This is a genomic window from Paenisporosarcina sp. OV554, from assembly GCF_003058165.1.
In the GTDB taxonomy this organism is placed as follows: domain Bacteria; phylum Bacillota; class Bacilli; order Bacillales_A; family Planococcaceae; genus Paenisporosarcina.
In genome coordinates, this window is the sequence record NZ_QBUC01000012.1 from 55,637 (window position 1) to 81,036 (window position 25,400).

Here is a 25,400-nt window from a genome sequence, read left to right on the forward strand (position 1 = left end):
ATATAAATCTTTTAACATCAAAAGCTCATCTCTTCTTTGGCCTGTTATAGAATTGGTTTTTCATCGAATCTCCTGTTTTCATATACTCACTATCTATTTAACATAATAGATATCCTATTTATTCATAAAACTATCGTTTTTGACTTAACGCCTCTTTTACATTAGATTTCTTTTTCAAAGTGTTTACTTCTAATCTATCTAATTGTTGGTAATAGTCTAACTGGTTTTACATAGAAACCCATTTTTAATTTAGTTTAGAATTGACAGTTTCTTCGCTTTTGTAAATAATTCATCACTGTGAAGCACGAAGATGCAATAACTCTCTACAACAAAAGGACTTACCTTCACAAACAAAGGTAAGTCCTTAAATATACTAGTTAATATACATCTCTTCGGGTAAATGTAATAAAAGCGACAAGGAGTGCAGCGATTCCCCATATCGTTAGAATAATCATTGAAAAGCCCAAGGTCATCCCTTGAATTGGGGGAGCCCCTCCACTGATATAATCCGTAATTCGAAGATTGACCATAAATAAATACTTTGCGGACTCCCAAGATGACACCATGTTGGCTAAAATGGGACCCGAGATCAGAGTCGCTAACATAACGCCAGTTACAGCAGCCGTGCTACGTATTAAAACAGATAGCATTAACGTTATGGACCCGACAATAATTCCAACGAACCAAGCAAGACCTAATTCCATCAAAAGGTATTGCCATTGATAAATTAAGTGAACATTAGTTGTGACGAGAACGTTGCCATTTGTTGAAAATCCAGTCAGGATAGGCATCGTCCACCCGGAATAGCCAAAAACAGCACCTGAGATGAGATAAGACAATAAAGCAAGCGATAATACGATAAAAGAAACGGAAAGAATCATTGTGAGAAACTTACTCATTAAAATGCGCCATCTCTTAACAGGCCTTGTTAGGAGCATTTTAATTGTGCCACCACTTAATTCAGATGACACCAGATCTCCTACGACCACAACAACCATTAGTGGCATTAATAAATCAATTGAATTTTCCACAAACATTCGCATAAACGTTGGGGCTCCAGGTGCTGAAGGATCCACATCATGTTCTAAGTAATATTCTTGTTCGCTAATTCTAATCAAAAAATATTTGCGTAAATCGTCTGGAATGGTACTCGAATTAAGACGGTTTTGTGTATTTACAATATCCTGTTGTAATTGTGATCTCCAGTCTGTCGTACCTAAACGTTCTTGTAAGGATTTCACTTCTTTCATTTGGGCGTAAGTAAACAGTGCAACTAGGACGGCTACTATCGCTAAAATGATGTAAAGCCGTTTTTTTCGGACAAGCTTGATCAGCTCATTGTGCACTAAATTAATCAATTGTCTCACCTCCTGTTAACTCAATAAATAAATCTTCGAGTGTTGGAAGTTTCGTTTGGATTCCGCTAACCTTGACGCCTTCGCGAACCAATCTTTCATTTATCAAAGAGAGCTTTCCTTCATCGTAATGGGTAATTATTATTCCATCTTTTTCAAATATTATTGTTGTTTCTTCTGATAAAATTCTTCTCCCCTCAGCCAAAGGTTGAAGCTTCCAAGATACTCGCTCCTGTTCGGCTAGTAAGAGAGCCACTGAATCAACTTTAATAATTTCGCCTTTTGAAATAATGGCTACTCGATCACACATCAATTGGATTTCACTTAGTAAATGGGAGGAAATAAGAATACTTATTTGGTCTTGTTCTGCTAAAGTCCGAATAAATTCACGCATTTCTCTTATACCCACTGGATCAAGTCCGTTCGTTGGTTCATCTAGAATGAGAACTTTTGGTTTTCCAAGTAATGCCTGAGCAATTCCCAGACGTTGACGCATTCCTAAAGAATAGGTTTTAACTAGATCATGAATCCGGTTTTGAAGTCCCACTTGTGTGACGACTTCATTTATGCGATTTTCATTAATTTCGGGAACCATACGAGCAAACTGCTGTAAATTCTCCCAGCCAGATAAATATGGATACAGTTCAGGGTTTTCTACAATACAGCCAATTTGTTTTATGGCATTTGAAAAGTCATCAGCTAAGTTAAAACCGCAAATAGATATTTCACCAGAAGTTGGTTTAATCAATCCAACAAGCATGCGGATAGTGGTTGTTTTCCCAGCTCCATTTGGTCCAAGGAAACCGAAAACTTCACCTTGTTTTAGTTCAAATGAAATCTTTTTGATGATTTCTTTGTTTCTAATTTTTTTCTGAAGGTCTTTAACTACTAATGTAGATTCGAGGTTATTCATTTTTCTCATTCTCCTTCTCAAAATTAATGAGAGAAGCTACACGATCTCCAACTAATTGATATCCCATACTGTTTGGATGAAATTTATCACCAGCTAAATAATTGTTAACATTCAATTGAAACAAGTCAAAAGTAGGAACAAATACGAATTTTTCAAAAGTTGCAGCCAAATCAGCAGTATCGAAATTCCACTTACGAACTGCATTTGATGTGGTTTTTGCATCTGACAATTCGATGAACGGATTGTAAAGTCCAATATGGTAAACCGTTGTTTGAGGATTAATTTTTCTTATCGTTCCATAAATTTCTTTGAGGTTACTTAAATACGTTTTTTCAAGAGCATCAATGTTAGATTGCTTAAAATTAGTTAGCGTTGTCCCTCCTTGAAATAAATCATTCGCTCCGATTGTCATGACAACGATGTCTGATTGTCGTATCTGTCTTTGCATTTCTGTTTGTTTAAGCTGATTTATCAGTTGTTGTGAAGTGTAACCACTGATGGCTAAATTTGATAAATTCACATTTTGTTTCGTTTTTGATTTCAAGTCGTTCAACATGTACTGAACGTACCCTTTCCCCGTCGAATCTCCAGTTCCACGAGTTAATGAATCACCAATCGCAACGATAAAAACATCTTTTGTTTGAGTTGTGTCTGTAGAAATGGTCGCTGACTTTTCTACAGGTGGAGGAGGATTGTTGAAAAATTGATCGTTGATAGTGAAGGATAAACCAACCACCCACATGACAGTAGCAACTAATGATAAAAACGTAATGATTTTGACCGAATTTAATTTCACAATATCATCCTCTTTTTCTAAATGGGTAAGTTAATTAAACGTAGTCAATAATGAGCAGAAAGTAAAGTACAGGATACTCTGTTGTCGGTTTTAATAGTGAGATCTATTTTTAGTAATTATGATTAGGATTGATTTCATTTATGTAAAGACAAACTAATACTCAGTTTAATCATCATCGATAACGATTAAACAGATATAGTGGTAAAGTATACATTGAACCGCAAGATATTCATGATTGTGGGAAACAAGATTCGATTAAAATGAGGTGCACAGATGAATATATTTTCACAACATAACCCGACGAAATTATATTTTGGTAAAGGGCAAATTAGTCAATTATCAACAGAAGTTGAAAAGAAGAAAGTACTTGTTGTTTATGGCGGAGGAAGTATTAAACAAAATGAGGTCTATGAAGATGTCATGAAAGAACTTAATAAAGCAGAAGCCACAATAGTTGAATTACCTGGTGTTGAACAAAACCCACGTTTAACAACAGTTCATAGAGGCGTTGAGATGTGTAAATCACAAGAAATTGACATTCTTTTAGCTGTTGGGGGCGGAAGTGTAATTGATTGCACAAAAGCAATGGCTATCGGCGCAAAATATGATGGCGATGTGTGGGATTTAATTACACGAAAAGCTCCCATTGAATCTGCCCTACCTATCGGGACCGTGCTTACTCTAGCTGCAACTGGTTCTGAAATGAATCCCATATCAGTTATTTCAAACTGGGAAACAAAAGATAAATTAGGTTGGGGATCGCCACATGTATTCCCCCGTTTTTCAATCTTAGATCCTACTTATACGTTTTCGGTGTCTCGTAAGCAAACTGTTTATGGCATTGTCGATAGCATGTCTCACGCTCTTGAACACTATTTTCATCGCACAAAAAACACACCAATGATTGATGGATTTATTGAATCATTACTTCGAACAGCTATTGAAACAGGTCCAAAATTACTGGACGATTTAACATCATACGATCATCGCGAAACGATGATGTACATCAGTACAACAGCATTTAATGAAACATTATCGAATGGAACAGATGGTGGTGACTGGGCTACCCATCGAATCGAGCATGCCATTTCAGCTGTGTATGACATTCCTCACGGTGGAGGTCTAGCCATTTTGTTCCCCCATTGGTTAGAGCATGTGCTAGAAGAAGACCCATCACGTGCGAAAATGCTAGCCATGAACGTCTTCGGCATTTCAGATGAAGGAAAAAGTGACCTGGAAGTTGCGAGAGATGGAGCAAAAGCGCTTCGTGCATTCTGGGACTCTCTTAATGCTCCAAATCGTTTAAGCGACTATAGCATCGACGACAAAGATATCGAGTTGATTATCGATAAAACCTTTATTAAACCAGGTGTCGGTGTTTATAAAGAACTGGATCGAGAAAGTGTTAAAGATATTTTAATTCGGTCATTGTAAAGTTAGAGGTAAGTATTCATGTTATTAGTTTTAATGAAAACAAAAAGGATGAATCTCAAATGAGAATCATCCTTTTTGCATTTCCCTGTTAAGCGACATCATTATTATTATTCATAAATTCATCTTCGGGTTTTGCGGCATCAAGCATAAGAAAAATTGCAGTAAGAATATGCATGACCATTCCTACAAACGGAATCCATGCGATACAAGAAGTGACTATTCCTAATATACTACCCGTCGAAGAACCACCGCTCTTTTTAGTCAAGACTAAAGTTACAATGTGCAAAGCAAGCATAACACCTAGAGGTATCCATAAAAAACTAACGACAATTATTCCACCTAATATGGGGATCCCTAGGAATGCTTCAAGACCACCACTAACCCATTTTAAAATCTTAGGTGTAGACAAATCAATCACATCCATTCAGAAGAATTTCTTTTTAATATATCATTCATTCAAGTTGTTTTATTCGTCAATATGTAAAAAACAACAATTTCTCCGATAATATAATACGGAAAAATCATTTAATACAAAATGAAAATACGTGAGAATAGCTGAATCAACATGGTTTTGTACTAAACATTCAACACCCCCACATACATTCTTACTAGCGACTACACAGGGGTGAAGAATTTGAATGCTAAATATAATCCTAACTTAGATGCCATGTTAAATGAACGCTATTATTTAAAATCCATTGAAGCAAAAGGAGCTCGAATAAAATACATACCATCAAATCTCGGACAGGAATTTTTGAATTACAAAAAATGTATTAAGGACACTCTTGCCTCAAACGTTCTGACCATCAATGGAGAAGTATTTACCCAGGAATTTTTTATTGATCAATACAACTACTATTTTATTAATTGGTGTATACCTACAGCCAAGAGATTGATACTCGAAAATCAGCTCAAACCGGTAAAAATCGATTTAAAAGGCATCATTGATCAAGTTAGGAAGAATGAAATAGACCAAAAGTATTTACCAATTGCATTAAAAAATGAACAACCCATAATTATTGCTTATTACCCTACATGTCCCCAACCTAGTGTGGTAATTGATGGGAACCACAGGGTGTTGGCTAAGAGTGAAGCTGGTGAATTTACTATTAATGCGTTTGATTTATCACCTCATATTCATCTTCAAGCAATGACATCTGATTTAGATCGTTTATTGTACAAAATACATCATAATCTGACATCTATTGGAGAATCGATTGCAGGCTATTTATCAGCAGCAGATTTAAAAAGAAAATTGTTTACAATTTGTTAGCACTCTCACTAATACCGGAAATAGCTCCATTTATCGGTCTTCTTTTTTCATGGCTCTGTTAAATTATACTGTTGTTTATCGTACATTTGCGCTAGCCGCACGTTCCGCATGAGCCAACAAGTATGAAAACCACATACTTGTTGGTCTCGTTCTTCACGCTCTTGCGGCGTGCTAGGCGCAAATGTACTATTTTGTTTGTTCTTCATTATTAACAGCATTCTTAAACTTTGCCTTTTTCATAAATAATAGAAATGAGCCAGCCTCTGAGTGGCTCGGTAAATGTCTTAATAATAGAAGAAGAATAGGAATGATTTTTTCACATTGAAAAAGGTCACAAGAATTCTTGTGACCTTTTTGTATGGATTTTAAAGAGAACGTCTCTGGATTTTTTTTCCGTCAAATGAAAATATAATGGGTCTATTTTCAACATATGTTTCCATATGCACAGGGCGTCCCCATAATTGAAAAATATATGGAAGTACATTTTCTAAATAACGAGGATCTAGTTCAGTCCCCTCGTAGCCATGTTTTAAATACAATTCACCATTTCGTGAATAATCTCCATTTTCAACGACGATGTATGGAAAACTTCCATTTACTCTCATGGAAACTAGTTGGTCTCTAACATTTTCATAATCTTTATCAGTAATTTGATAATTCCCGCTTTTTTTCTCAAACAAATAGAGGTCTTCTTGCTTCACTAATTCTTTTGTTAAATAATTTCGAATGAAAGAAATATCCGACTCGATTTCTCTTACTTCAAACATTTTATCTCTGCCAGATTTCAGCTTAACTCCAAGTTTCATCATCTCTTTTGTTGGATGATCGTATCGCTTTTCAATGTCTTCAAAAATTTTCAAACCTAAATAATATGGATTAATAGTTGTTGTCGATGGCTGAACAACATTTGCATTTAATGTTGCAAATTCGATTGTTTCGTCAGTTGTTAAATCCATTTCCCTTAGTATTCGTTGATGCCAGAAGGTTGCCCATCCTTCATTCATGATTTTTGTTTCTAATTGCGGCCAAAAATAGAGCATTTCCTCTCGCATCATGGTTAAGATATCACGTTGCCAGTCTTCTAGTTCACGACTGTATTCTTCTATAAATAGTAAAAGATCTTTTTCGGGCTTAGGTGGGAATTTTTTTCTATTTTGTGGGATGCTTTTATTATCAATTACTGGTTGACCTATGTTCCATAAATCATCGTAAGGAGTCTTCCTAACAAGCTCTTCTTCTTCTTCATCTAAATTGTAGTCTGGTAGTTTGGGTCTGATAATAGAAGGATCAATATGTTCTTGAATAGCTAAAACAGCGTCTAAAAAACTTTCAACTTCATCTTTCCCATAAATCATTTCATAGCTCGCGATTCGTTCAGCAGTTGCCGTCATGCTTTCCACCATATCACGTCTCGTATTTGAAAATCGGACGTTGTTCTTGAAAAAATCGCAGTGAGCAAGGACATGGGCAATGATGAGTTTATTTTGCATAAGACTGTTGGTATCAAGCAAAAATGCATAACAAGGATTTGAATTAATAACAAGCTCGTAAATTTGACTTAAGCCAAAATCGTATTGCAGCTTCATCTTATGAAATTGTTTTCCAAAGCTCCAATGCGTAAAACGTGTCGGCATACCGTACGCACCAAACGTATAAATAATATCAGCTGGACAAATTTCATAACGCATCGGATAATAATCAAGGCCAAATCCAGATGCAATTTCCGTAATCTCAGCTATAGCATGATGAATGTTTTTTTCCATGAACTCAATCCCTCCGAGTGTACTTTTCATAGACTGGCACAATGCACATCACTCGGCTCATACTGGAGCTTGATCTGGTTGAAAGAAGCTTTTCAGTGCATCATATACGTTGTTTTTTTCTTTCAATACATAATGACGAAATTTTGGATTCGATATGTTTTTATATGTGGACATTAATGTAGAATAACGGCTATGTGCATTTACTTCCCCATAACCAAACATACTCGACACCTCCATTAGTTCATTTACAAGTTTTATACATTTCTCATTATCGCTTGGCATGTTTTCTCCATCAGAAAAGTGCACAGGATAAATATTATAACGTGAAGGACTGTATTTTTGCTGAATAAGTTCTAATGCTTTTAGATAAGCAGAAGAACAAGTTGTTCCACCGCTCTCTCCTTTTGTGAAAAAATCATCTTCAGATACAACTTTTGCTAATGTATGATGAGCGATGAATTCAATTTCGACTGTTCCATATCTTGAACGTAAAAATTTAGTCATCCAGAAAAAGAAACTTCTTGCCATATATTTTTCAAAAGCCCCCATGGAAGCACTAGTATCCATCATCGCAAGAACAACAGCTTTTGATTCAGGTTTTACGACATCATTCCATGTTTTGAAGCGCAGGTCTTCATTATGAATGGGTGAAATTTCAGCTTTACCTTTCATTGCATTTCTTTTAATTGCCGTTAATATTGTGGTCTTTTTATCAATATTCCCCATCAGGCCTTTTTTTCGAATATCATTAAAATCAATTTTATCTGTTGTGATTTCAGCTTGTTCTTTTTGCTTTAAATTTGGTAATTCCAGCTCTTTAAAAAGGACCTCTTCCAACTCAGCCATAGTTATTTCCGCTTCGGTAAAATCTTCTCCCGCTTGATCACCGGCTTTCTTCCCTTTACCAGAACCGCTTTCTCCTTTTTCTGATCCTCTAGCGACTACATCCCCTACTTTACTATCTCCATCGCCTTGGCCTACATGTTTTGATTTATCGTAATTGTACCGGATTTTGTATTCATCCAATGAACGAATTGGAATTTTAATTACATCTCGTCCATTTGACATAATAATACTTTCCTCACTAATTAAATCCGGCAAATTATTCTTAATAGCTTCTTTTACTTTGTCTATATGACGTTGTTGATCTTGATGTCCTTTGCGATGGAGAGACCAGTTTTCCTGTGAGATGACATAATGATTTTCTTGTTTGTCGTTCATTTCCATCCACACCCATCTCTTATTAGAAAGTTTTTAATTTCCTTATACTATGCTATGGCAGGTAAGTTATTGCCATCACCTTATAAATAAAAAAAACAAGACTAATAAAAAAATTAGTCTTGTCTTCCAACTTTAGGTACTTCCTTATCGATTTAGCAGGCTACCGACGTAACGTAATAATTCATTTGCTGAAGTCGAATTATAACCATGTTCATCAATAAGTCTTGCAACTACTTCATTAACCTTTTTAAGATGAGATTCATCAGGTGTTTTGGATGAAGTGGTAATTTTGACGACGTCTTTTAAGTCCGCAAACAGTTTCTTTTGAATGGCTTCACGAAGACGTTCATGGGAATTGTATTCAAAACGTTTGCCTTTTCTTGCATAGGCAGAAAGGCGAATGAGAATCTCTTCTCTGAATGCTTTTTTCGCATTTTCAGAAATACCAATCTGTTCTTCGATAGAACGCATTAATTTTTCATCTGGATTCATTTCTTCCCCGGTAAGAGGGTCTCTGAGTTTATTTTTATTACAAAATGCCTCTACATTATCAAGATAGTTATCCATTAATGTAATCGCAGATTCTTCATAAGAATAGACAAAGGCTTTTTGTATTTCTTTTTTAGCAATTTCATCATATTCTTTTCTCGCGACTGCAATATAATTTAGGTATTTTTCACGATTCTCTTGAGAAATGGAGGCGTGTTGATCAAGTCCATCCTTCAGTGCACGTAATACGTCCAGTGCATTAATCGAAGGAACTTCCTTCCGAATCATGGCCGAAGAAATTCGATTGATTACATAACGCGGATCAATGCCGTTCATACCTTCGTTTGGAAATTCTTTATTTAATTCCTCAACGTCAATTTGATTAAATCCTTCTACACTTTCACCATCGTATAGACGCATTTTTTTCACAATATCAATCCCTTGTTTTTTAGGGACTTCGAGTCTGGTTAATATAGAAAAAATAGCAGCTGCTCTCAGTGCATGTGGAGCAATATGAACATGATTCATGTCACTATCACGAATCATTTTTTCATAAATACGTTCCTCCTGACTCACTTTAAGATTATATGGAATCGGCATAACGATAATTCTAGAGTGAAGTGCTTCATTCTTTTTATTGGAAATAAATGAACGGTACTCGGTTTCATTTGTATGGGCTACAATCATCTCATCTGCACTGATTAATGCAAACCTGCCAGCTTTAAAATTACCTTCTTGCGTTAACGATAATAAATGCCAAAGAAACTTTTCATCCAGTTTCAAAATTTCTTGAAATTCCATTATTCCCCGATTCGCTTTATTCAACTCGCCGTCAAATCGGTATGCTCGAGGATCAGATTCTGATCCAAACTCAGCGATTGTTGAAAAATCTATACTTCCCGTTAAATCGGCGATATCTTGTGATTTCGGATCCGATGGTGTAAAAGTTCCAATCCCAACTCGTTTATCCTCTGAGAATAAAATACGCTCAACCAGCACATCCTCAATACGTCCTCCATATTCCTTTTCAAGTCTCATCGTATTTAATGGAGACAAACTCCCCTCAATGCGAATGCCGTATTCTTCAGTAAAATCAGCACGCAAATGTTGAGGAATTAAATGTAGAGGATCTTCATGCATCGGACATCCCTTAATGGCGTAAACCGCTCCATCATCTGTCTTAGAATAGCTTTCAAGTCCTCTTTTCAACAATGTCACAATGGACGATTTCCCTCCACTTACCGGTCCCATGAGTAAGAGAATGCGTTTACGAACATCCAGCCTTTTGGCTGCAGGGTGAAAATACTCCTCTACAAGTCTTTCAATTGACGTTTCAAGTCCAAATATTTCTTCTCCAAAAAAGTGGTACAGTTTCTGCCCATTTCTTTCCGTTAAACCAGAGCTACTAATCATATTATATACACGTGAATGAGCCATCTGGGCAACAATTGGTCTTTCTCTCACAATGGCTAAGTAATCAGCAAACGTACCTTCCCACTTAAGTTCATGTTCTTCTTTCCGGTATCTCTTCACCTTATTTAAAATGTCCATCCTATTCCCTCCAGTAGGGTTTGGTTTATTCATAGTATGAAAGGAGACAACTTATGATACCGATACTTTTTAGATATAAGGTAAATCATTTTCGCAAAAAACGAAGAAGTATCCACTAAAAAATGTTATTCACTTATTAAAAATTTCTTTCAAATATTTAATTTAAGTTAAATACATTTTTACGTCTTTTTGAACCATGTTAAGGAGGTACGATATAGTTGAGAGGGGTTTTTTTATGGACAAAGATAAACTAAATGGAGCTTTTAAAAATTCAGGTTCAATGCAACAAACATCAAAAAACGCGAGACCACGGCCTAGCCAAGGAAAAGAAGAGATTTCTTTAGAGTTAGCTGAATTAGGGAATTTGAAACCAAAACACGAACCGATGACTCCTAATCAGCGCAAAAAGACTGAAGCAGAAAAAACATATTAATCTAAAGGGTATCAGATTCGGGCACAACCTAGAGTTGTGTCCAATCCTGTACCATACATATGTATTATGTAGATCAATTTGTTCTCCATTCTTAAACTACAGTTTTAGTTCCTCGGTAAATTATCTCGCGTTTTCCAAATTATCAGTGATATTTAATTCAGTTCTCTCATTTTTTCATCAATCAGTTTAAACACATGGTTTACTTTTTCTTTTGGTAAAGCCGCATATTGATCGCCAATACTTACTTCGTAAGAACACGCTTCCTCAGTTGTTTCTCTTAAATAGCTGGTTAAACCAATACCTGTTGTCTCATAGATTTCTATCAATACCGATTCCATTTGCTCTTTTGGGGCATGAAAATGCACATGAAACATATTTGAAACAGGCTCCATCGGCAAAGTTGAAATTGCATGACATGAGTTGAAAAGTTCAGCAAGTTCTTTCGCATCTTCATAATACTGATTCATTTTCTGTGACCGTTGATCAAAAAAATAATCAGCACTGATGATGTACGGATAAAGGCTGATTAAGTCCCCACCATGGCGTCTTTTCCATACTTTCGATTCCTCGGTAAAGTCTTGATCACCCGCAAGAATTGCTCCTGCTATCCCACCAATTCCTTTATAAACCGAAATATAAACACTATCAAATAAACTGCAAATCTCAACAACAGTTTTATTATAATATGGAACAATCTCGAGAAGTCGTGCACCATCTAAATGCAACTTAATTCCCTTATCCCTACAATAACTTGAAATCTTTTCAAGCGTTTCGTAATCAGGTAATTGACCACCAATTTCACGTTGAGGTAATTCGAGCAGTAAGCATGAGATTTCCTCTTCCATGGTAATTACATCTTCCAATTCAATCACTCGAGTTTTATCTGCCAGCAACACAGTCTCAATGTGATGCAATTCTTTTAATCCATCTTCCTCATGAATTTCTAAGTGACATAATGGATGATATGCAACTTTTCTTATTCCTTTTTTATCACACCATATGCGTAATGCGATTTGCTGTGCCATTGTTCCACTTGGAAAAAAGACGGCCCTTTGTTTCCCTAAATAAGCAGCCATTTTGTCTTGAAAATCTTCGATAATTTTCCCTTTACCATATATATCACTTTCCTGTTCACCATCAACTGCTTGAAATGCCTCTTTTAGAATGTGAATATCTCTTTTCCCATGACCAGCCATCTGATACTTCGTTTGTTTAAATGCTTCAAATAAAGAATTTTTTTTGTTCAACATTTCAAAGACCCCCTTTTATAATTTATTTTTTATTTAGTACTTCCATCTATAATGTCCTGCGATTGGAGTTTTAAAAGAAGACAGTTTCACCTCAGCTGCAAATGGTCGGATATTGTGAATAAAATATGGTGTTCCATCCTCAACACGCTTGTCTGAAACGATTCCTGTATGATGGAAACCTTTTTCTAAAAACACGACGATATCTCCTGGTTGCCACTGCTCTAAATTTTCAATATTACCAGATATTAATTCAGTCGTTAAAGATTGAGCATAGCGTTTTAAGTAAACGTCTTGATTTGGAACTCGTCTAAAATCGATATTAGGATCAGGCTTGCCATTTACTCTTGAATATAGATTGGTGTGCTTATTAATATCTAAATCTATAACATCCTTTAAGATGATTCCAGCACCTTTTAAACCACGCCAAATAACGTCCGTACATACTCCTTCATCGTCTGGAGGGTATCCTCCATCATAGTAACCACTTTTATAATTGGTACGATTCTCAACTTCTTTCCTAGCTGAATTTACGATATCAATTGGATCAGCAATTGAATTGTCGTTACTATCGACCAAAGAATAGGCTTCAGGTACATGAACAACCTGTTCCTAAGGACGGTCAATGTGAATGCCAATAGTGTTCAGGATAATTCCACCTTTAAAGAAATATACAAATACAAGGAAACTAATGAACGTTACAGAACTAAGAAAAAGAAAACTTCTTTTTCTCATGATTAATTTCACCTCAACGTCGTTGATGAATTTTCAATCACTGGTTATGGTGTAAAAAGATGAGCTCAACAAGGTACATCCAATCACTCAAAAAAACGTGGAGAAAATGGAACCATACATTACAATTCAATAGAGTCCAATGATTCTCCTTTAAACGGATTTGATCTGTAACTTCTCTTTTTCCAAACGCAAAAAGCACCACAACCTTTCGACTGTTGTGGTGCTTTATTTATATTGAAAGTGTATTTCTACACTGCATTTGAATTTTAGCAAGATATTAAGAGATGTCATTTGAAAATAACGCCAGATAATTCAATTACAACCGATGTAGACAGATTTTATTCTATTTTTACATCATTTTCTTCAGCAAGGGCATCAAGTTTATTTTGATAGTCCCTAATCATAGTTCTAGCTTCAGTAAGTTTTGCATTTGCTTCATTGATTTTTTCTGAATCTTGCTCTTCAATTGCCGTAAGAATGGTTAAGAAACCACTGTTTTGGATATTGACAGCTTCAATATAAATTTCGTGTATTTTAGTTAATTCTTCAGTTTCTATTTCTATTTTCTCTAAATTATCAATAAAAACTCGATATTTTGGAATAACTTCATATAATATTGTGTAGTACATCGTTTCATCATCTGTATAGTTAGGACCTGAAACACTATCGTATAATGCAACTGCCTCAAATTCTTGCTCGGAAAGTGACGGCAAGCTCTCATTCATATACGTTAATAAATCTTCCTCTATAGGGTTACTTCCACAGCCCGCTAACAAAGATATCAGTAACCCAAACACCACTAAAACCTTAAATTTCATTAACATCCCCTTTCTACAATTTCATATTATTCTTCGACAATTAATTGTGGCACTGTCGTTATGAAATTCCCCCTTCAAATTACACTATTTATTCTGTTTTTGTTTAAGCGTGCAACTTAAGTGGTATGTAGTGTAATAAGCTATAAATAATGGAGGGATTACTTTGACAGTAAAACTAACAGTAGAAAATGCAGTGCAGGCGAAAACAGAAATTGAAAAGTTAGAAGCGCAAGGATTTACTCATGATGATATTTATATCTTTGCACATGATAAAGATCGCTCAAAACATATAACAGATGCTCTGGACACGGAAAGTGTCGGTGTGAAAGAGCAAGGCTTACTCGACAGCATGAAAAATATTACAAGCTCACGTGGTGATGAACTGCGTACCAAAATGGCGTCGGTTGGTTTAACCGTTAAAGAGGCAGAACAATACGAAAAAGAACTCGATAAAGGGAAACTTGTCTTAATCGCATACAAAAAATAAATAAGTAAATGACAAAGGACATCTCACGGCTAACGCCTGAGATGTCCTTTATTCGTTTGAAATGGCATAAGAAAAGCACCCTTAACTATGCATTGCGACCGTTATCGAGACAATATTTATTCTGCAATTCTACCAGGACAAATGAAAAATCGACTAACTCATTAATTTGACGAAGCATATTATATTTCGGTACTACAATATCGTAAATTGCCATAAATGGACTGAGCGAAAGAGACTGGTGATTTGAAATCATTCAAGACACCACCTAAGTAAGTCCTTTTATTATACAAAAGAAAAGCCACCCTTTCTCGATAAATCGAGAAAGGGTGGCTTCGGGTACTTTTTCAGCACCCTCCGCTATGGAAAGTGCTTTCCAATTACATTAAATCTTTAATTCGATTTTCGCATCTGCTTTGAGTTTTTCAACGTGAGCAGCAAATAGCTCCTGCTGTTGTTGTTGTTCAAGAATTCCTTTGATTTCTTTACTTGCTTCTTCAAGTGGTGGTAGTTTCTGTTCAGTTCCCTCTGCTTGAGCTACAGCTTGATCATAATAAGCTTGTATCTCTTTGTCGGTTACTTCTTTCGCTGGTGCTACCTTATCTTGATATTTACCAAATACAATAGACTCAGCAATTTGTTCTTTTAAAGTCTCTTTATCCATTTTTTGTGCTTTAAGAGCTTTAGCCATTGCTTCTTCTCCACCAACTTGTTCTTCGTATGTTGCATACTCTTTATTCACTTCTTCTTCAGTTGCAGTCAATTTTGCTTCAGTTGCTTTTTGACGGATCAATGTTTGATTAACAAGAGAATCAAGTGTCTGAGTTTTTATTTGTTTAGAAGCTTCTTTACTAGTTGGATCTTGACCCATTTGTTGCATTTGGCCTTGGATTGACATCAAGGCTTGATTATATTTATCTCCGGTAAGTTTTTCATCATTTACAACAGCAACAATCTCACTCTTATCAACTTGCTGCTCATCTAGTTTGGCCTGCATTTTAGCTAACTCTTCTTTAGATGGAGCTTTAGCTTCTTCTTGGCTAGCATCTTTTTTTGCTGTTTCTTCCTTAGGTGTTTCTTCTTTTGTTGCTTTATCATCGTCGTTACAAGCAGCTAAACTTAAAGCTAAAGCGCCAGCTACAAACGGAAGTAGTATTTTTTTGAATTTCATGTACATGTTATCCCCTTTCATATCTTCATACTCTATTTTTAATTAAAGCCTAGTCTGCATCTTAACGAACATTTTGGTAAATTTAAACCAAAAGCCCTTCATGACATCAAATTGACATCTATTTGTCATATTAAACAACTCAATAAAGACTGATTAGACGCGCATTAAGTAAAAAACAGTCATACTTTTGTTACAACATCAATTCCGTGTCATCTAAAGGAGGAACCTTAGTTTTTTTTCACTTCGAACAGGTGAAACCTTAAGCCATAAGGATCAGCAATTATTACGCTTGTATCCTTGTATTCTTTTGTAATGACGCAGCCGTTTTCTACAAGTAACTTTTTAGCAGATTTAAAATCTTCAACTGCGAATTCAAAGAAAACTTGATTAGCCGAATTGTTTTCAATGAAAAAGGTCGTGCTGCTTATTGAAAATTTCGTTTCATTTTCCATGGTTTGTACATTCTTCATCCCTAAAATAGTTTCATAAAATTTAAGAGCATTTTCATAATTTGTTACACCGATGGCAATATTATTCGTCAATTGAAAATCAGATTGATTGTTTAGCTTTTTCTTGGCAACCACATCACTCGCTCCAGATGGGAGTAAATCAAATAATGGCCAAGTCACACAATAATCGTTGTTAGGTCCAAATTACGCCTGTGCATGAAGGTAGACATCTCCCTCTTCATCTTTACAAAACATAGAGACCCCTGGGGTTAAGGATGAACCATTTTGAAAGCCCATGTCGCTAGTGAAGGTAGTTTCCTTTACCGAAATCATTGTAAACTGCCATTTACGTGAAGCTGCAAAATCTTCCTGAACAGTCGGATCGTCGGGATTTGCCACTACAAAACCAGCTTTGTCCATTAAATGATGATAAACACCATTAAATCCATCAGCCCACATCGTGCAATACGAGCAACTTTTCCCCATATTATGAATGACAAAAAGTTCATCTTTAGGTCCAAATAATTCGAGTAAAGTTAATTTCTGATGATTTGTGGATATAAATTCATAATTCTTAACAAGTCTCTCTGGTACTGCTTTTCTTAATTGAGTTAATTGCTTCTTTTTTTCAAAGATTTTCTTTTCAAGTTCTTCTATTTAAGTTAACAGGTTAGTACTTAACATTAGATTCGGCTCCTTCTAGTTAATTTACGTTCTACATAACATTCAATAACAGAAGAAGATAATCCTCTAATTACTGCTACCACAAAAAAATCATGGAAATTACTTAAAATGTGACGGAAAGGTATACCGAGACGTGAGCACTCTAGGAATGAGGAAGAATTCTTGAGTATATATTGTGAAATTGAATGCCAAAAGCATGTTACTTGTATAAATAAAAGAATCCAGCACCTATTTATGGTGTTGGATTCTTTATCGGCTATGCAACTGTGGGACGTTTACCTATATTTTTTGCGTTTCAGTAGCGTCGTAAAGTTTCACATCTAAGGGTGCTGCAAAATATTGTGGAGCATTACCGGCAAAGGATGTGATGTGTTCGCTTTTGTTATGAATATCGACAGCGGCAGAATCTGCCCACACTTCTACCATTGTATAGACGTTTTCTTTTTCTATATCTTTCATTAAGTCATACGCTACATTCCCGAGTTCAGCTTTAGAAGCAGCAATCAATGGGCGAATTTCTTCTAAAAATGCTTGTTCTTTATCTGCTTGTATCTGAAATCCAGCGTGAATAATAATCATTGTATTCGTTCCTCTTTTCTTATGTTGTTTGGTTAAGTTAAGTACTCTTTATTTCCACTCTGTAATTGTATCAACAGGAAGACGGACTGATTGGTAACCCTTATCTTTAGCTTTACCAATTGAAATAAGCATAACAGGATAGTACCGCTCTTTATCCATGCCAAAAGCTTCTGCAATATGATCCTTTTCATAGCCACCGATTGGATTCGTGTCATAACCGTGAGCTCTTGCAGCTAGCATTAACTGCATGGACACTAAACCAGCATCGATTAAGTTCATATCTTTCAACTGCTCGGGTGTCATGGTGCTGATCAATCCTTTTATAGCTGGTAACTGAATATCTCTTACTTCAGCTGGCATATGCCCTTCATCCACTGCTTGTCCATAAATTTCATCTGCATAATCTAGGCTATTCATATCTGCAAATACAGCAATCATCGCAGCAGAAGTTGCCACTTGAGTTTGATTAAATTTTGCAAGGGGAGCTAATGTCGCTTTGCCTTCTGGGCTATCAATGACTACAAAACGCCAAGGTTGTAGATTTACCGATGAAGGAGCAAGAGTTGCTTTAGTTAATATTTCGGTCATTTCTTGACGACTGATTTTTACGGTTGGGTCATAATTCCGAATAGAGCGTCGTCCTGTTACTATTTCATAAAAATCATTCACTAGTGTTTGGTTCATTTTGTTATTCTCCTTTATTTCTAACTGTAGTTTGATTAATTATGTGTAGCATTTATTGCATGATTCTAGTCGTTCGGGTGAATATTTTTAACATTATCTTGTATGCGCGTAAGCATCTCCAAGAGTGATGAACGTTCCTTTTCTGTAAATCCTGTTAAAACTTTAGAAATGAATCTTTGTTTCTCGTCCTGGTAAGCAATGATTTTTGTACGTCCTTCATCTGTAAGACGTACAAATGTAAATCGATTGTCAGCGGGATTCTTGCGTCGTGATACCATTCCCTTTTCTTCGAGTTGCTTTAAGTGCCTCGTGACAGCAGCATGATCTATGTTCACTTCTTTTTGTAGTTCCGTCTGACTAATTTCCTCTATTTCATACAGTTTGTTTAAAATATCTAAACGAGATTGACTGATTCCTGTGCAGCGCTCAAACTTCGGGCTTGTTTGTTTACTAATCTCATATAATCGATAGACAATTTTTCCTTCTTCAGAACATGAGTTGGACAAAACATTCACCTCTCTCAGGTAATTGATAAGTCAATAATTGACCCGTCAATTACTATATAACACTTGATGCAACAAATCAACTAATTGAATTGTTGGAGGATTTTTTCACTAATGAATTGTCTTAGTGGCATTTCCGTTGTTGAACGTGGTGTAGCGAGGAGATTGAATCACTTTACCCCTCAATTTTAATGAGTTGAATGATATAAACGGCTAAGTATGAGCAATTTAAAAAAGTTCGTAAAAGTGTACATTTTACGAACTGTTTAATTGTCTTTACATTTCTTTGATTGACCTCCAGAAAAATTATTACCACTTATTCATTTATATATTTATAAAAAAAGAATCCACAACCGTATTGGTAGATGGATTCCAATAATAATTTGATTAATTTTAAAGAATATGATAAATCGTTTGTTTAGTTTTTATATCGGTTGTCGGTGACCATGTTTTTAGGAAGTGGATGGCGCTACTACGCCCTTTTTCAATTAATGCATTTTTCATTTCTTCATTTAGATTAAATTGAGTAGCACTCGTATCATCTACGGGGATAAAAATAATATCTTTTTCATGTTTTCGAGAAATATACTTTTCATCGTGTGCATTTTTCATCGTAGAAAATAGTGCATCGAATAAATTCAAAGCATTGTCGATTTTATGTCCTCGCGCTTCTTTATGGCCACAACTAATCTTCAAACCAAGAAGTGGTCGTTGTCTCTTGCCATCTGGTTCATCAAATAACCACAATGGAAAGTTGCTCAAAACCCCACCATCTACAACAATCGCTTTCCCACCCCCCACGTTTAATTTGACAGGTTCAAAGAAGAAAGGAATCCCACAACTCATGCGTAAGGCGCGAGCAAGTGGAAATGTTTCAGAAGATATTCCATAATGTTCTAAATCATCTGGAAGAACCAACATCTTACCGTGCGTTAAATCTGAAGCAATAATCTTCAATGAGCCTTGTGGTAAATCGCCAAACGTATAGACCCCTTTTGCTGCAAGCTTTTTCATGAACCATTGCTCTAATGCTTTGCCTTGGTATAAACCCATTCGCCAATAAAGAAAAAACCACTTCATGATCGGTAAAGGAAGGATGGTTTTACGTGGATCGAGGAGCGTTTGAAAATCTTGATCATCTAGCATCACTTCGATTTCTTTACTTGTATAACCAGCCGCAATAAAACAAGCAAGAATCGCCCCTGCACTTGTTCCCGCTAAACGTTGAAAGCGAAATCCCTTTTCCTCTATAACTTGATAAGCCCCCACTAACGCAAAGTCTTTCAAACCACCACCTGAAAACACCCCATCAATTAACATTCATGCTCTCCCTTTTCATTTCGTTATTACACTGTAGGAAAAAAGAAGGGAAATTAGAACTTAAAATAAAATGAAGCAGTCGAAGATGTTATTTCGGCTGCTCTTGTTATTCCTATATCGTTTTGATAATCAAATGGATGATTCCTCTGAAACCATTCAGAATCAAGTGAAGTTCCGGAAGATTTGAAAGTGGAAGATAATCCAACCTTTGAAGTTGGCAGCCAAGTGATTATCGAAGAAAATCACTTGGAAGGGATGAAGGGTGCTGAAGCTACTATTGTTAATGCCTTTGATACTACAGCCTATACTGTATCGTATACTCCGACAACAGGTGGAGAAAAATTGACCAATCACAAATGGGTTATTCATGAAGAAATCGAAGATGCCGGTGATAAACCTTTTGAAGCAGGTTCCGAAGTGACAATTGATGCGGATCATACGAAAGGGATGGATGGTGCAAAAGCTGAAATTGATTCTGCCGAAAAAACGACAGTATATATGATTAATTACACTTCAATTACTGACGGAGAAGAAGTGACCAATCATAAATGGGTAACGGAAAGTGAGTTATCACCTAAATAAAGTTTGACCAAAATATAATCCAAAAATAGCTTATTCCTTAAGTGGATAAGCTATTTTTATTTTAAAGTTAGAAAAACCGTCTACAGCATTAGAATGTTTATGATTTATTACTCAGGTTTACATGATCTGTTTCTTACTTACAAACACATTTGAATTTTACATGCTCTTACGGTTTCTTGTCGGTCCTGACTTTGGCAAATTTCTGAAATGACAGCAACCCCATCAGCACCGGCTAGCAATGTTTCGTACGCGTTTTTTGTTGTGATTCCACCAATTGCTACAAGCGGAAAATCTCGATACAAGTTTCTCGCTTCTTGCAAAAAAGTTAGACCAGCAGGAGCCTTTGCATCAGATTTCGACTGTGTCTCATAAATCGGTCCAATCCCTACATAATCCGCACCACCTCTAACAGCCTGATCCAACTCTTCGAATGTATGCACAGAAACGCCTACGATGCGTCCTTTAAAAGTTTCGCGAATTTCCGTAAGTGATACATCCTCTTGTCCTACGTGAACGCCATCTGCGTGGAGCTTCAAGGCAAGCTCCACATCATCATTCACAATAAACGGCACGTTGTATGATTTACACAATACTTGGCATTGACGAGCAAATTGTTCAAGTGTTTTACCTGTTAATGCCCCTTCGCCTTTTTCACGCAGTTGGAAAATGGTTATTCCTGCTTTTAATGCATCTTCTAAAACATGTAATGGCTCTTCAATGCAGTTCGGGGTACCCATGATGAAATAGAATGCTAAATCGTTACGATTCAATGATGTTCACCTCACAGACACCTTTTGCTATATTATAGGCAAAATGATTTGTTGGGCCATGCCCATGCCCAATGTTTAACGGGGTTTCAATGGCTAGCTGGACAAACTTTTTAGCTCCGATGATTGCCTCTTTTAGTGACCAACCTTGTCCTAAAAATGCTGTAAGTGCTGCGGAGTAAGTACAGCCTGTTCCATGTGTATGTTTCGTTTCAATACGGGCAGATTCCATTTTAAAGCTTGTACCATCTGCAAAAAACACAGTATCCGTTGCCGTTCTTTGCTCATCTAAGTGGCCCCCCTTCATAACCACGCACTTTACACCCAGCCCTAATATCTTTTCAGCAGCTTTTTGTATATCCTGTTCCGACCTAATCTCAACACCACTAATCACTTCAGCTTCTGGAATATTAGGAGTTAATACCGTTGCAAGTGGTAAAAGCTTAGTCGTTAATGCCTCAACTGCGTTATTTTTTAGCAAGCTTGCACCTCCTTTGGCAATCATCACAGGGTCAATGACAAGCAGCACATCTTTCTCACATAAGCTTTTCGCTACTTCCTCTATAATTGGTGCTGAAAAAAGCATACCGGTCTTGACTGCCTTTACGGGTAAATCCTGAAAGACGACATCGATTTGATGTTTAACAAAGTCTACAGATGCAGGAAAAACTCCCTCTACACCAAGTGTATTCTGAGCTGTTAACGCTGTAATCGCTGTTGTACCGAACACTCCGAGCTCTTGAAACGTCTTTAAATCTGCTTGTATGCCAGCTCCACCACTACTATCTGAGCCTGCTATGGTCATCACGATGTTCAATTGGCTTCACCTCTAGACAATTGATGCAATGAATTTAAGACTTCAGTCTGGAAAGAGCCAAGAAGTGGCGATTGAACCGCATGTTCAGACACCTTTTTATATTCTTGTAATACATCACGTAAGTTTAAAAGAGCCTCTCCTTCCAAACTAAGAACTGCTGTACAAATCGCGCTCAACAAACAACCTGTACCTGTTACCTCTGTCATCTGTTCATGACCACCTGCTACCCAAAATTCGTTCTCACCGTCAGTAATATAATCAGAGGCTCCTGTGACCACCACTAAACAGTTCCATTTTTTCGCCTCATGTTTGGCGACGACTGCAACGTCCATCTCACCTTCACCACTGTCCACGCCCTTAGCTTGCCATGAAACGCCTGCAATGGTCGCAAGTTCACCTGCATTACAGCGGAGTAAATCGAATCGGACATTTTCTAATAATTCCTTTACTACTTGTTGTCGAAAAGAAGTTGCCCCTACTCCAACTGGATCTAAAACGACAGGTATTCCAAGCTCATTCGCTCTTTTCCCTGCTATTAACATGGCTTCTTTCGTTCTTGTATTGATTGTGCCAATATTAATTAAAAGAGCATTTGAAATCGCGACCATTTCTTCCACTTCTGTTACTTCATCAGCCATGACAGGTGACGCACCAATTGCAAGTAAACCATTAGCGGTAAAGTTTGCCACGACATAGTTCGTGATGCAATGTACCAGTGGCTTCTTATTACGAATTTGTTTAATAGGCATAGTTCTTCACCTCATCTTGCCAGTCTTCATATGTCCATGGCATTTCCCAGAATTTCCACTCATAGTAGCAACTTCTTTCAAAATGAGCTTTTAATACTGAGTGCTTGGCTGGATTTTCTTCTGCATAACGATTCATCATCGCCTTTTGCAGCTCGATTTTTTCTTTGTAATCCGGTGCACTATACATTTCAATCCATTCTTCATATAGCTTGATGCCTGGTTTTGCGTCTTTATACTTCTCCCCAATTTCTTGATATAACCATGGACAAGGGAACATCGCAGCAAAAGCCTCTGCAACATCTCCGTTATGTGCAGCATTGTACATATGTGATACGTAGTTATAAGCAGCTGGTGATGGTTCAAAGTTTACTTCCATTTCTTCAGTTATACCTAGCTCCTTAAAGACAGTTCGGTGTAACTCAAGCTCAGCCTCGTTGATATGACGAGCCGTTTCTAAAAAGTAGGCAATATCTTCGTTCGTCTCAGCTTTTGAAGCTGCAATCGCGAGTACTTTTGTGTAATTCTTTAAATAATAAGCGTCTTGCATCATGTAAAACTTAAATTTTTCAAGCGGCAGCGTTCCATCGACAAGTCCTTTTACAAATGGGTGATCAAAACTTCCTTGCCAATAAAGATCCGTTTCCTCTCGTACTTCTTCACAAAATGTCATTATAAGTCCTCCTTTTTCGGATGGACGCAAGTGCAAAAAACGCCCTTTTGCGCATGACAAAAGAGCGTTTCCAATGAAACATTGCTCCCTACGTCAGTGTTAACTGTCAGGTTCCAAGGGTCAGGTTTTACCTTCTCAACTAAATAGTTCCCCCGCAATTAAAATATTGAATTAGCAAACAAAAAAGCCCTCCAAAATGGAGAGCTTCAGCACAAAAGAAAAACGTCGAAACGCTATGTACTCTGCTCCCTACGTTCGTCTTAACGAACAGGTTCAAAGGGTCAGGTTTTAACCTTCTCAACGCCAAAGCGTCCCCCCGCAACTATTTTAATTAGGTTCATAATAGCATAATAAATTCATCCTAACAAACGACTGTAGATGATTAATTACACTCTTTTTATAATACTTACAAGGAAATCTTATCCATTTACAACTTTGAATTATTTTACTAATACGTTTTGCTTTACGATTTGTTCTAATTCTTCATAATTACTGATTTCATATGTTGGAGTAATAGTTGTTTCATTTGCTTTATTATGTGGATTAAACCAGCAGGTATCGATTCCGAAATTATTGCCACCTTGGATATCTGCGCTTAGAGAGTCGCCAATCATTAACACACTTTGCTTATCTTTAATACTCAGCTTTCTAAAGACATATTCGAAAATTTCTGCTTGTGGCTTTTGATAACCAGACTCCTCCGAAGTAATAATCGCTTCAAATGTTTGATTTAGTGGCGAAAGAGCAATCCTCGAATGTTGAACATCTTGAAATCCATTTGTTAAAAGAACAAGTCTGCAACTAGATAGATTGGTCAACATATCCTGAACACCATCAATCATATGTACTTCTCTTCCTAGATTTTCTATATATGCATGACCAAAATCTTCTGGATTAAGAAGTAGTTTATGTTGGAGGAATAAACGCTTGAATCGTTCTACTTTTAAATCTGAAAGCGAGATACGTCCTTGCTCTAAATCAAGCCAAAGTCCTTTACTTATCTCTTTATAACTTGCTCTGTATTCAGTTAAACCATTAGGGAAACTAAATGCACGAAATGAATTATCGAGTGCATGCTTTTCCGTCTCACCGAAATCAAACAAAGTGTCATCTAAATCAAATATTAATACATCATACTTCACAGTCTTCTCATCCTTTTTTGTGGTTCATTTTAAATGAATCTAAAACCATCATACTACTAAATGCACATTTCTTCTTTATGTACGAACCGGTACTATCAATTGTAAAACAGCGTCATCATGAACAGAATTAATAATGAATGGTCGCATGGAACCTGTGAACTTAACCATTACATCCTGCCCACCAACCGCTTTTAACGCATCCATCATATATTTTGCACTGAACGAAGTTTTCAACTCTTCGCCTTCAATTAATGTGGTTTGTATTTCTTCTTCTACTTTACCGATTTCAGCTGAGCTAGATGATATCTCAACGACATTTCCTTCTAATGAAGTGAATCGGACAATGTTATTACGTTCTTCACGTGCTACTAAAGATGAACGGTCTATCGCTTGAAATAATGCTTTCCCATCAATAGTGACATTCGTATTAAATTCATTTGGAATTAATCGAGATGTATCGGGATAGATACCTTCAATTAAACGAGAGTAAAAACTTACACTTGATGTTTTAATTAAAACTTGTTGGTTTGTCATGACGATATGAACGGGAGACGACGAATCTCCTATAATTTTGCTTAATTCATTAAGGCTCTTGCCTGGAATGATTACACTGTATTCGCCTTCCGGTATTTGCTCCAATGTGGTTTTTCGTCGAGCAAGACGGTGACTGTCATTTGCAACACAAACGAGTTTAGACAGGCTGCCTAAGGCGAAAATGTAATTGTGTTAGATGGTAGAAATCATTCGTATGGTAAAATATGTAACATCAAA

Annotated in this window: 26 protein-coding genes, 3 pseudogenes and 2 riboswitches; of the genes and pseudogenes, 5 read left to right on the forward strand and 24 right to left on the reverse strand. The window is 36.5% G+C overall.

Annotation, left to right across the window (positions count from 1 at the left end):
* Positions 1-377: 377 nt before the first annotated feature.
* The 3 genes from C8K15_RS11835 to C8K15_RS11845 are packed head-to-tail and all read right to left on the reverse strand — an operon-like array spanning position 378 to position 3,064.
* Positions 378-1,358, reverse strand: a complete 981-nt coding sequence (locus tag C8K15_RS11835; protein WP_108586613.1) for an ABC transporter permease — start codon at positions 1,356-1,358, stop codon at positions 378-380.
* Positions 1,351-2,268: an ABC transporter ATP-binding protein gene (locus C8K15_RS11840; protein ID WP_108586614.1), complete on the reverse strand. Its 918-nt coding sequence runs from the start codon at positions 2,266-2,268 to the stop codon at positions 1,351-1,353. Before C8K15_RS11840 ends, C8K15_RS11835 begins: the two co-directional genes overlap by 8 nt.
* On the reverse strand, positions 2,261-3,064 hold the full coding sequence (locus C8K15_RS11845) for a DUF459 domain-containing protein (protein ID WP_233260460.1): 804 nt from the start codon (positions 3,062-3,064) through the stop codon (positions 2,261-2,263). Before C8K15_RS11845 ends, C8K15_RS11840 begins: the two co-directional genes overlap by 8 nt.
* A 273-nt stretch (positions 3,065-3,337) precedes the next feature.
* Between C8K15_RS11845 and C8K15_RS11850 the strand changes: the two genes are divergently transcribed.
* Positions 3,338-4,498 (forward strand): iron-containing alcohol dehydrogenase, encoded by a 1,161-nt coding sequence (locus C8K15_RS11850; protein WP_108586615.1) that lies wholly within the window; start codon positions 3,338-3,340, stop codon positions 4,496-4,498.
* A gap of 88 nt (positions 4,499-4,586) precedes the next feature.
* On the opposite strand, the gene C8K15_RS11855 is transcribed toward C8K15_RS11850, so the two are convergent.
* Complete coding sequence (locus C8K15_RS11855) at positions 4,587-4,922, reverse strand: hypothetical protein (protein WP_233260461.1); 336 nt, start codon at positions 4,920-4,922, stop codon at positions 4,587-4,589.
* A 210-nt stretch (positions 4,923-5,132) separates the two neighbouring features.
* On the opposite strand from C8K15_RS11855, the gene C8K15_RS11860 reads away from it, so the two are divergent.
* Complete coding sequence (locus C8K15_RS11860; RefSeq protein WP_108586616.1) at positions 5,133-5,771, forward strand: hypothetical protein; 639 nt, start codon at positions 5,133-5,135, stop codon at positions 5,769-5,771.
* 365 nt (positions 5,772-6,136) lie between these two features.
* Here the strand turns inward: C8K15_RS11860 and C8K15_RS11865 are convergent, their stop codons facing one another.
* From C8K15_RS11865 to C8K15_RS11875, 3 genes are all read right to left on the reverse strand, one after another.
* Complete coding sequence (locus C8K15_RS11865) at positions 6,137-7,534, reverse strand: SpoVR family protein (RefSeq protein ID WP_108586617.1); 1,398 nt, start codon at positions 7,532-7,534, stop codon at positions 6,137-6,139.
* A gap of 57 nt (positions 7,535-7,591) precedes the next feature.
* Positions 7,592-8,755, reverse strand: a complete 1,164-nt coding sequence (gene yhbH / locus C8K15_RS11870; RefSeq protein ID WP_108586652.1) for a sporulation protein YhbH — start codon at positions 8,753-8,755, stop codon at positions 7,592-7,594.
* Between the two features lie 144 nt (positions 8,756-8,899).
* Positions 8,900-10,795 carry a PrkA family serine protein kinase gene (locus tag C8K15_RS11875; RefSeq protein ID WP_108586618.1) on the reverse strand — a complete coding sequence of 632 codons (1,896 nt, stop codon included), beginning with the start codon at positions 10,793-10,795 and terminating at the stop codon, positions 8,900-8,902.
* 235 nt (positions 10,796-11,030) lie between these two features.
* On the opposite strand from C8K15_RS11875, the gene C8K15_RS11880 reads away from it, so the two are divergent.
* Entirely contained in the window at positions 11,031-11,228 is a 198-nt protein-coding gene (locus C8K15_RS11880) for a hypothetical protein (RefSeq protein WP_108586619.1), read from the forward strand.
* A 152-nt stretch (positions 11,229-11,380) separates the two neighbouring features.
* Here C8K15_RS11880 and C8K15_RS11885 read toward each other — a convergent pair whose 3' ends face one another.
* The 3 genes from C8K15_RS11885 to C8K15_RS11895 form a co-directional block, all read right to left on the reverse strand.
* The gene (locus tag C8K15_RS11885; protein ID WP_108586653.1) at positions 11,381-12,475 is read right to left on the reverse strand and encodes a threonine aldolase family protein; all 1,095 of its coding nucleotides are present in this window, start codon (positions 12,473-12,475) and stop codon (positions 11,381-11,383) included.
* 36 nt (positions 12,476-12,511) lie between these two features.
* Positions 12,512-13,054, reverse strand: a complete 543-nt coding sequence (locus C8K15_RS11890; RefSeq protein ID WP_108586620.1) for a DUF1287 domain-containing protein — start codon at positions 13,052-13,054, stop codon at positions 12,512-12,514.
* A 494-nt stretch (positions 13,055-13,548) separates the two neighbouring features.
* Positions 13,549-14,028: a hypothetical protein gene (locus C8K15_RS11895; protein ID WP_108586621.1), complete on the reverse strand. Its 480-nt coding sequence runs from the start codon at positions 14,026-14,028 to the stop codon at positions 13,549-13,551.
* A gap of 163 nt (positions 14,029-14,191) precedes the next feature.
* Here C8K15_RS11895 and C8K15_RS11900 point away from each other — a divergent pair, with 163 nt between their 5' ends.
* Positions 14,192-14,515: a YflT domain-containing protein gene (locus tag C8K15_RS11900; protein ID WP_108586622.1), complete on the forward strand. Its 324-nt coding sequence runs from the start codon at positions 14,192-14,194 to the stop codon at positions 14,513-14,515.
* Positions 14,516-14,603: 88 nt separating this feature from the next.
* On the opposite strand, the pseudogene C8K15_RS11905 reads toward C8K15_RS11900, so the two are convergent.
* The 8 genes and pseudogenes from C8K15_RS11905 to C8K15_RS11935 form a co-directional block, all read right to left on the reverse strand.
* Positions 14,604-14,768 (reverse strand): annotated as a pseudogene (locus tag C8K15_RS11905) (transposase); the annotation flags it as partial.
* A 129-nt stretch (positions 14,769-14,897) separates the two neighbouring features.
* Positions 14,898-15,683: a SurA N-terminal domain-containing protein gene (locus C8K15_RS11910; protein ID WP_108586623.1), complete on the reverse strand. Its 786-nt coding sequence runs from the start codon at positions 15,681-15,683 to the stop codon at positions 14,898-14,900.
* Between the two features lie 227 nt (positions 15,684-15,910).
* Entirely contained in the window at positions 15,911-16,312 is a 402-nt protein-coding gene (locus C8K15_RS20805; protein ID WP_233260462.1) for a VOC family protein, read from the reverse strand.
* 24 nt (positions 16,313-16,336) lie between these two features.
* Entirely contained in the window at positions 16,337-16,789 is a 453-nt protein-coding gene (locus tag C8K15_RS20810; protein ID WP_369973745.1) for a DUF899 family protein, read from the reverse strand.
* Between the two features lie 306 nt (positions 16,790-17,095).
* Positions 17,096-17,395 carry a putative quinol monooxygenase gene (locus C8K15_RS11920; protein ID WP_108586624.1) on the reverse strand — a complete coding sequence of 100 codons (300 nt, stop codon included), beginning with the start codon at positions 17,393-17,395 and terminating at the stop codon, positions 17,096-17,098.
* Positions 17,396-17,443: 48 nt separating this feature from the next.
* Complete coding sequence (locus C8K15_RS11925; protein ID WP_108586625.1) at positions 17,444-18,079, reverse strand: nitroreductase family protein; 636 nt, start codon at positions 18,077-18,079, stop codon at positions 17,444-17,446.
* Between the two features lie 65 nt (positions 18,080-18,144).
* A complete protein-coding gene (locus tag C8K15_RS11930) occupies positions 18,145-18,585 on the reverse strand; it encodes a MarR family winged helix-turn-helix transcriptional regulator (RefSeq protein WP_108586626.1) in 441 nt (146 codons plus the stop codon).
* Between the two features lie 390 nt (positions 18,586-18,975).
* Positions 18,976-19,902: a patatin-like phospholipase family protein gene (locus tag C8K15_RS11935; protein ID WP_108586627.1), complete on the reverse strand. Its 927-nt coding sequence runs from the start codon at positions 19,900-19,902 to the stop codon at positions 18,976-18,978.
* 150 nt (positions 19,903-20,052) lie between these two features.
* Here C8K15_RS11935 and C8K15_RS11940 point away from each other — a divergent pair.
* A pseudogene (locus tag C8K15_RS11940) lies at positions 20,053-20,484 on the forward strand (YdhK family protein); the annotation flags it as partial.
* Between the two features lie 137 nt (positions 20,485-20,621).
* Here the strand turns inward: C8K15_RS11940 and thiE are convergent.
* The 6 genes and pseudogenes from thiE to dnaN all read right to left on the reverse strand — a co-directional run.
* Entirely contained in the window at positions 20,622-21,254 is a 633-nt protein-coding gene (gene thiE, locus C8K15_RS11945) for a thiamine phosphate synthase (protein ID WP_108586629.1), read from the reverse strand.
* Positions 21,244-22,068, reverse strand: a complete 825-nt coding sequence (thiD, locus tag C8K15_RS11950) for a bifunctional hydroxymethylpyrimidine kinase/phosphomethylpyrimidine kinase (protein ID WP_199224106.1) — start codon at positions 22,066-22,068, stop codon at positions 21,244-21,246. Before thiD ends, thiE begins: the two co-directional genes overlap by 11 nt.
* Positions 22,065-22,817 carry a hydroxyethylthiazole kinase gene (gene thiM, locus C8K15_RS11955; RefSeq protein WP_108586630.1) on the reverse strand — a complete coding sequence of 251 codons (753 nt, stop codon included), beginning with the start codon at positions 22,815-22,817 and terminating at the stop codon, positions 22,065-22,067. The genes thiD and thiM overlap by 4 nt, the downstream gene beginning before the upstream one ends.
* Positions 22,807-23,487: a thiaminase II gene (gene tenA / locus C8K15_RS11960; protein ID WP_108586631.1), complete on the reverse strand. Its 681-nt coding sequence runs from the start codon at positions 23,485-23,487 to the stop codon at positions 22,807-22,809. Before tenA ends, thiM begins: the two co-directional genes overlap by 11 nt.
* Before the next feature lie 68 nt (positions 23,488-23,555).
* A riboswitch (TPP riboswitch) is annotated at positions 23,556-23,651 on the reverse strand.
* Between the two features lie 65 nt (positions 23,652-23,716).
* Positions 23,717-23,815: riboswitch (TPP riboswitch) on the reverse strand.
* A gap of 112 nt (positions 23,816-23,927) precedes the next feature.
* On the reverse strand, positions 23,928-24,629 hold the full coding sequence (locus C8K15_RS11965) for a YjjG family noncanonical pyrimidine nucleotidase (RefSeq protein WP_108586632.1): 702 nt from the start codon (positions 24,627-24,629) through the stop codon (positions 23,928-23,930).
* 75 nt (positions 24,630-24,704) lie between these two features.
* A pseudogene (dnaN, locus tag C8K15_RS11970) lies at positions 24,705-25,322 on the reverse strand (DNA polymerase III subunit beta); the annotation flags it as partial.
* Positions 25,323-25,400 lie beyond the last annotated feature (78 nt).